Raw genomic sequence first — 6,446 nt, 5'->3', positions numbered from 1 at the left:
CGAAGGCGGGAATCCAGCGTCGTTCGAGTCGCCGGGTCCTCGCCTGCGCGGGGACGACGGGGCGGGTGGCGCGTGCGCCCGTCATTCCCGCGAAGGCGGGAATCCAGCGTCGTTCGAGTCGCCGGGTCCTCGCCTGCGCGGTGACGACGGGGTGGGTGGCGCCTGCGCCCGTCATTCCCGCGAATGCGGGAATCCAGCGTCGTTCAAGTCACTGGGTCCCCGCCTGCGCGGGGACGACCGGCGAATGACCTTCCCCAGCTGGACGCTGCTCGCGCAGTCCATCCTCGCAGGCGTATTCACGGGCGCCCTGTACGGCCTGCTCGGCCTCGGACTCGGCCTGAGCTGGGGGCTGCTGCGCACGATCAATCTCGCGCACTTCGCACTCGCCTTCATCGCCGCCTACATCTGCTGGCAGCTCGGCGCGAGCATGAAGATGGACCCCTTCGTCACGCTCGTCGCGATCGTGCCGCTCATGTTCGGCGCGGGCGCCGGCCTGCACGCGCTGATCGAACGCTTCCGGCTCACGCCCTTCTCGTCGCTGCTCCTCACCTTCGGCTGCATGGGCATCGCCGAATCGTTCATGCAATCGATCTGGACGGCCGACCCGCGCAAGCTCGAATCGCACTGGTCCGATCTCAAGTTCCGCGCGGGCCCGCTCTTCGTGCCGATCCCCGAACTGCTCACGCTCATCCTCGCGATCGTCGTCTGCTTCGGCGCGTGGGCAATGCTGCGCTACACGGACCTCGGCAAGGCGCTGCGCGCATCCGCCGAAGACGCAGCCGTCGCGGCGGCGTTCGGCATCAACCAGCGGCGCAACGGCTACGTGCTGGCCGGCACGTGCGCCGCACTCGCGGGCATCGCGGGCGTGTGCATCGCACTCGCGGGCAGCATCAGCCCATCGCAGATGTACGCGTGGATCGGCGTGGTGTTCGCCGCGGTGATGATGGGCGGCCTGGGCAGCGCGCTCGGCCCGCTCGCAGCAGGACTCGTGATCGGCGTGAGCGAAGCCGTGACGATGGCAGTGACGTCGCCTTCGTGGGCGCCGCTCGTTTCCTTCACGCTGCTCATCCTGATCCTGCTCGCGCGGCCGGGGCGCGCGGCGTGAAGTGGCGCACCGCTCCCACGGCGCTCGTTGCCGCGGGCGTGGTGCTCGCCACGCTGCCGTGGCTCAGACTGCCCGCGTTCTACGAATCGTTCATGTACCTCGCGCTCTTCTGGATCGCGCTCGCGACTTCGTGGAACCTGCTCTCGGGATACGGGGGGTACTTCTCGTTCGGACACGGCGCGTGGTTCGGCGTGGGGGTGTACACGTCGGCGACGCTCGCGTCGAAGTTCGACTGGCCCTTTCTCTGGACCTTGCCGATGGCCGCGCTCGTTGCCGCGGCGATCGGTGTGGGCGTCGGCGCGATCGCGTTCCGCGTGAAAGGCGTGCGAGGCGAGCTCTTCGCGCTGCTCACGCTCGCCGTCACGTTCGTGATCGCGACCATCATCGGCAACACGCCGATCGATGGCGGCCCGGGCGTCTATCTCAATGCCGTGCCCGTGCCGAAGCTCGCGCCGACGCCCACCGGCAGCCTCTATCTGATGATGCTCATGGCGGCCGTGGCGGCCTTGCTGATCTCGTGGGCCGTGCGCTACTCGCGCTTCGGCGCGGGCCTGTTCGCGATCCACGACGACGAGGAAGCGGCCGAAGCGATGGGCGTGCCGACCTACCGGTGGAAGCTCATGGCGCTCGCGACGTGCTGCGCGGTCGCGGGCTGGGCCGGTGGGATTCACGCGCTCTTCGTGTCGTACGTGACCACGGCGGAGACGTTCAACCTGACCGTGCCGCTCACGGTGGTGCTCATGAGCATCCTCGGCGGCTCGCGGCACTGGGCCGGGCCCGCGATCGGGGCGGTGGCGATCACCTGTCTGCTCTATGCGTTCACGGGCGGGGAGTACGCGGTGCTGGGCAAAGGGGTGATCGGGTTGATTCTGGTGGTCGGGATTCTCTTCATGCCGCAGGGGGTGATGGGGAAATTCGCGCACAAGCCGAACTCCCTCTCCCGCTTGCGGGAAGAGGGGGCGGTGAGGGGGGTGCCCGCGCGCCACGAGGCCGACCTCTCCACCAACCCTCACCCCCACCCTCTCCGGCAAGCGGGAGAGGGAGCAAAGACGGCCCTGCTCGAAGTCCGCGGCCTTTCCAAATCCTTTCGCGGCCTGCAGGCCCTCTCGAACGTGAGCCTGCAAGTCAACGAAGGCGAGATCCTCGGCCTGCTCGGCCCCAACGGTTCGGGCAAGTCCACGTTCATCAACGTCGTGAGCGGCCATTTCCCCTCGAACGGCGGGGCGGTCGTTCTCGCCGGCCGCGACATCTCCCATCTCCCCGCCCATGCCATCGCGCGCGCGGGCATCGCGCGCACCTACCAGATCCCGCGCCCGTTCTCGCAACTTCCCGTGATCGACAACGTCGCGATCGCCGCGATGTACGCGGGTCACGTGCGAACATCGCAAGCGGCGCGCGAAGAGGCGATGCGCCTGCTCGCCTTCACGCATCTCGAATCGAAAGCCACGGCGCTGCCGGGCGAATTGAACCTGCACCAGCGCAAGTTCCTCGAACTCGCGCGCGCACTGGCGTCGCGCCCGAAGCTCGTGCTGCTCGACGAAGTGCTCTGCGGCCTCACCCCCGCCGAAATCGAATCCGCCGTGGCGCTCATCCGCCGCATCCGCGACCAGGGCACGACCATCGTCTTCGTCGAACACGTGATGGACGCCGTGATGGCGCTTACCGATCGCATCGTCGTGTTCGACCAGGGAGCCATGCTCGCGCAAGGCGCGCCGCGCGAAGTGATGGAAAGCGCCGCCGTGATGAGCGCGTATCTCGGAGCGAGTCATGCTTGAACTGCAGGGCATCACCGTGGCCTACGGCCAGGCGCGCGCGCTCTGGGACGTTTCGATGCATGTTCGACAGGGCGAGCTGCTGTGCGTCGTGGGCCCGAACGGCGCGGGCAAGACGACGCTCGTGAACACGCTCGCGGGCATCCTGCGACCGATCTCCGGCCGCATCGTCATGGACGGCCGCGACATCACGCAAGTGGCGCCGCACCGCTATTGCGAAGCGGGCATCGCTCTCGTGCCGGAGGGCCGAAGGCTCTTCACGGGCATGACGGTGGCGGAGAACCTCGATGTCGGCAGCCTCTTGCCGGCCGCGAAGGCGAAGCGCCGCGAAAGCCTCGGCGAAGTGCTGCAACTCTTTCCCGCGCTGAGAGAGAAGCTGAAGTCGCCCGCGGGCGAGCTCTCGGGCGGGCAGCAGCAGATGGTGGCGATCGCGCGCGCGCTGATGGCGCGGCCGCGGCTGCTGCTGCTCGACGAGCCGTCGCTCGGCCTGTCCCCGCTCATCGTGACGGACATGTTCCGCGCGATTCGGAAGATCAGCGCGAGCGGCATCACCATCGTGCTCGTGGAGCAGAACGTCGCGACGGCGCTGGGCATCTCGCATCGCGCGTGCGTGCTGGAGCTGGGGCGCGTCGTCGCCGAAGGCGCGCCCGACGAATTGATGAAGCGCAGCGAGATTCGGCGAGCCTATCTGGGCAGCTGAAGTCCGCGCGGCAACGAGACGAAGAGAAGGAGATCGAGTCATGCTTTTTCCCACCACCATCGTCGGCAGCTTTCCGCAGCCCGAATGGCTGATCGATCGCGCGAAGCTCGCGGGGCGTTTTCCGCCGCGCGTGCGCGCGAAGGAGTTGTGGCGGTTGCAGGAGCCCTACCTCGCGCAGGCGCAGGACGATGCGACCTTGCTCGCGATCCGCTTCCAGGAAGAGGCGGGGCTCGATATCGTCTCCGACGGCGAGATCCGGCGCGAGAGCTATTCGAACCGTTTCGCGACCGCCCTGGAAGGCGTGGACCTGGACAACCCCGGCACCGCGCTCGACCGGTCGGGCCATCCGAATCCGGTGCCGCGCATCGTCGGAAAGATTCGCCGCAAGCATGCGGTGGAGGTGGAGGACCTTCAGTTTCTCAAGCGCAACACGACGCGCAGGACGAAGATCACCGTGCCCGGCCCGTTCACGATGCTGCAGCAGGCGCAGAACGACTTCTACAGGAGCGAGGAAGAGGCCGCGGCCGACTATGCGGAAGCGGTGAATGCGGAGATCAAGGACCTCTTCGCGGCGGGCGCGGATGTGGTGCAGATCGACGAGCCGTACATGCAGGCGCGGCCGGAGAAGGCGCGGCAGTATGGCCTGGCGGCGCTCAATCGCGCGCTGGAAGGAGTTGAAGGGACGACCTGCGTGCACATCTGCTTCGGCTATGCCGCGATCATCCATCAGCGGCCGAGCGGCTACTCGTTCCTGCCGGAGATGAAGGGCTGCCGCTGCAATCAGGTGTCGATCGAGACGGCGCAGTCGAATCTGGACACGAGCGTGCTGCGCGAACTCGGCGACAAGCAGGTGCTCGTGGGCTGCATCGATCTGAACGACATGAACGTGGAGACGCCGGAGGTGATCGCCGACCGCATCCGCAAGGCGCTGAAGCATGTCGAGCCGCGGCAGGTGGTGCTCGCGCCGGATTGCGGCATGAAGTACCTGCCGCGCGATGTGGCGCGGGGGAAGTTGCAAGCGATGGTCCGCGCCGCTGCGACGCTGCGTGAAGAGCACGGCTACGCCTGAGCCGTCGGGCGGCGCAGGAAGCGAGCCGGACGCCTCGCAAGGCTCGCAAGCCGCGCCCGCGGCTTGCCCGCGGGCAAGACCCGCGTACCGCATCCTCGCGGCCGTCAGCGCATCGCACATGGTCGACGACATGATGCAGTCGCTGATCCTCGCGATGTACCCGGTGCTGAAGGGCAACTTCGCGCTGAGCTTCGCGCTATGGCTTCCTCGTGCGCGCGCTCGCGGCGGGAGGGTTCAGGCGCGGGTCGATGGCGAGCCGTTCCTGCAACGCCATCGCCTTCCAGCGGCTACTGCGCGAGGCGGGTGCGGGAAGACTGGTGAAACCGTCGCGTCCCGCGCCCGCGAGGCATGGAATCTCCGGTCGAGGCCGGTATGGTGTTCGGCTCGCCCACCTACCTGGGAGGCGTGCTGGGCCCGTTCAAGTCGTTCATGGACGCCACGGCACCCGGCATCGACCGGACAGGCCCGACGCTGCGTCGATCATTCCGCCCGCCACGGGGTGATCCGCGGTATCCAGCGCGGGACGGCGGCGCGGAACGCCTCGTACTCTGCGCCGAACGTCTGCTCGAGCGTCGGCTCTTCGTACGCGACGACGAAGACGTGGAAGAAAAGCCAAAGCAGCGCGCCGTAGACGATGAGGCGCCCATCGCCCATCAGCACCGCTTGACCCAGGATGATCGCAACGACCGCGACGTAGATGGGATTGCGCACATACCGGTAGAGACCGGTCACCACGAGATTGCGGGGTGGCGCGATGGGCGCGGGGGTGCCGAGACCCTGCAGCGCGAATCGCGCGAATGCGTCGACGAGCCCAGGCACGCCCGCGAGAATCATGATCGCACCGAGGCCGCGCGTCAGCTCCAGGCCAAGGAACGGCGGCTGGAGTTGCCACCCCGTGATGGACCATGGAACGAGCCCCGCCAGCGTGCACGGAGCGACGACGAAGAACACCGTCGACCCCAGGACGGCGGCGGCGCGTGCGATGAACAGGCCGGACGAACTTCCTTCAGTAGATGGCTTCATTTCTTTCCTCCTCGCGGCTCACCGCCTTGCAGGTACTCGCGCAGAAGTGCTCTGCCGCGATGAATCCGGCTCTTGCAGGCTTCGCGAGTGATGCGCAGGCGATCGGCCGCCTCGGTGATGGTGAGCTGCTCCATGTCGCGCAGCAGGATCACTTCGCGGTACATGTCCGGCAGCGACTCCAGCGCCCGGACGACGTCGATGCGCAGCTCGTCCTGCGGAACATGCGCGAAGTACTCCGCCTCGTGCCGCTGCGTGAGCTCTTCCGCGCCGCGTATCAGCCCGAGCACGGGAAGCATGCACAGCCGGGTGACCACGCGGAATATCCAGCCGGCGATGGCCAGAGGGTCGCGCACATTGCCCAGGCGGCGGTACAGCACGATCAGCGCTTCCTGAACCACGTCCTCGATGGCTGTCGTGCGGTGGCACTGGTGTCTTGCATAGCGGCGGATGTCGGGCTGGAGATCGCGCAGCATCCTCTCCATGGCGACCGGATCGCCGGCCTGGGCGGCGGCGAACAAGGCTGCATCGACGCGGATCATCGTGGACTTTCGCGTGGCTTGCGGCCGGCCATGGCACAAGCGGGGCAGAAGCCGATCAGCCCCGTGAGCGCCGTCACGGCGCCACTTGCGGCAAGCACCAGGCCGAGCAGCGTCGGACCGATTTGGGCGAGCGAGCACGCCACGATCAGCGTGCCGCCGATCGCCCGCGCCCAGCTTTCCATGAAACCCATGTTCTTGCGGTAAACCATCTCGTCACCTCGGTCTGCCCGATCACAGC

7 protein-coding genes are annotated in these 6,446 nt (G+C 67.6%); 4 read left to right on the top strand and 3 right to left on the bottom strand.

Annotated features, from left to right (window positions below; all coding sequences use genetic code 11):
* The first annotated feature begins 244 nt into the window (after positions 1-244).
* The 4 genes from VHA82_RS17650 to VHA82_RS17635 are packed head-to-tail and all read left to right on the top strand — an operon-like array spanning position 245 to position 4,646.
* Entirely contained in the window at positions 245-1,105 is an 861-nt protein-coding gene (locus tag VHA82_RS17650) for a branched-chain amino acid ABC transporter permease (RefSeq protein ID WP_325546146.1), read from the top strand.
* The gene (locus VHA82_RS17645) at positions 1,102-2,880 is read left to right on the top strand and encodes a branched-chain amino acid ABC transporter ATP-binding protein/permease (protein WP_325546144.1); all 1,779 of its coding nucleotides are present in this window, start codon (positions 1,102-1,104) and stop codon (positions 2,878-2,880) included. The genes VHA82_RS17650 and VHA82_RS17645 overlap by 4 nt, the downstream gene beginning before the upstream one ends.
* Positions 2,873-3,577, top strand: a complete 705-nt coding sequence (locus tag VHA82_RS17640; RefSeq protein ID WP_325546142.1) for an ABC transporter ATP-binding protein — start codon at positions 2,873-2,875, stop codon at positions 3,575-3,577. Before VHA82_RS17645 ends, VHA82_RS17640 begins: the two co-directional genes overlap by 8 nt.
* A gap of 40 nt (positions 3,578-3,617) precedes the next feature.
* On the top strand, positions 3,618-4,646 hold the full coding sequence (locus VHA82_RS17635; protein ID WP_325546140.1) for a uroporphyrinogen decarboxylase family protein: 1,029 nt from the start codon (positions 3,618-3,620) through the stop codon (positions 4,644-4,646).
* A 480-nt stretch (positions 4,647-5,126) separates the two neighbouring features.
* On the opposite strand, the gene VHA82_RS17625 is transcribed toward VHA82_RS17635, so the two are convergent.
* From VHA82_RS17625 to VHA82_RS17615, 3 genes are read right to left on the bottom strand one after another with little or no spacing between them, the layout of a single operon-like run.
* A complete protein-coding gene (locus tag VHA82_RS17625; RefSeq protein ID WP_325546138.1) occupies positions 5,127-5,669 on the bottom strand; it encodes an isoprenylcysteine carboxylmethyltransferase family protein in 543 nt (180 codons plus the stop codon).
* Positions 5,666-6,208, bottom strand: coding sequence for an RNA polymerase sigma factor (locus VHA82_RS17620; protein ID WP_325546136.1), 543 nt, complete (start codon positions 6,206-6,208; stop codon positions 5,666-5,668). The genes VHA82_RS17625 and VHA82_RS17620 overlap by 4 nt, the downstream gene beginning before the upstream one ends.
* Positions 6,205-6,417, bottom strand: coding sequence for a DUF2892 domain-containing protein (locus VHA82_RS17615; RefSeq protein WP_325546134.1), 213 nt, complete (start codon positions 6,415-6,417; stop codon positions 6,205-6,207). The genes VHA82_RS17620 and VHA82_RS17615 overlap by 4 nt, the downstream gene beginning before the upstream one ends.
* Positions 6,418-6,446 lie beyond the last annotated feature (29 nt).

The organism is Ramlibacter sp., from assembly GCF_035548915.1.
Lineage (GTDB): Bacteria > Pseudomonadota > Gammaproteobacteria > Burkholderiales > Burkholderiaceae_C > Ramlibacter.
The sequence above is the reverse complement of the archived record's forward strand: the minus strand, read 5'-3'. Positions and strand labels throughout refer to the sequence as shown.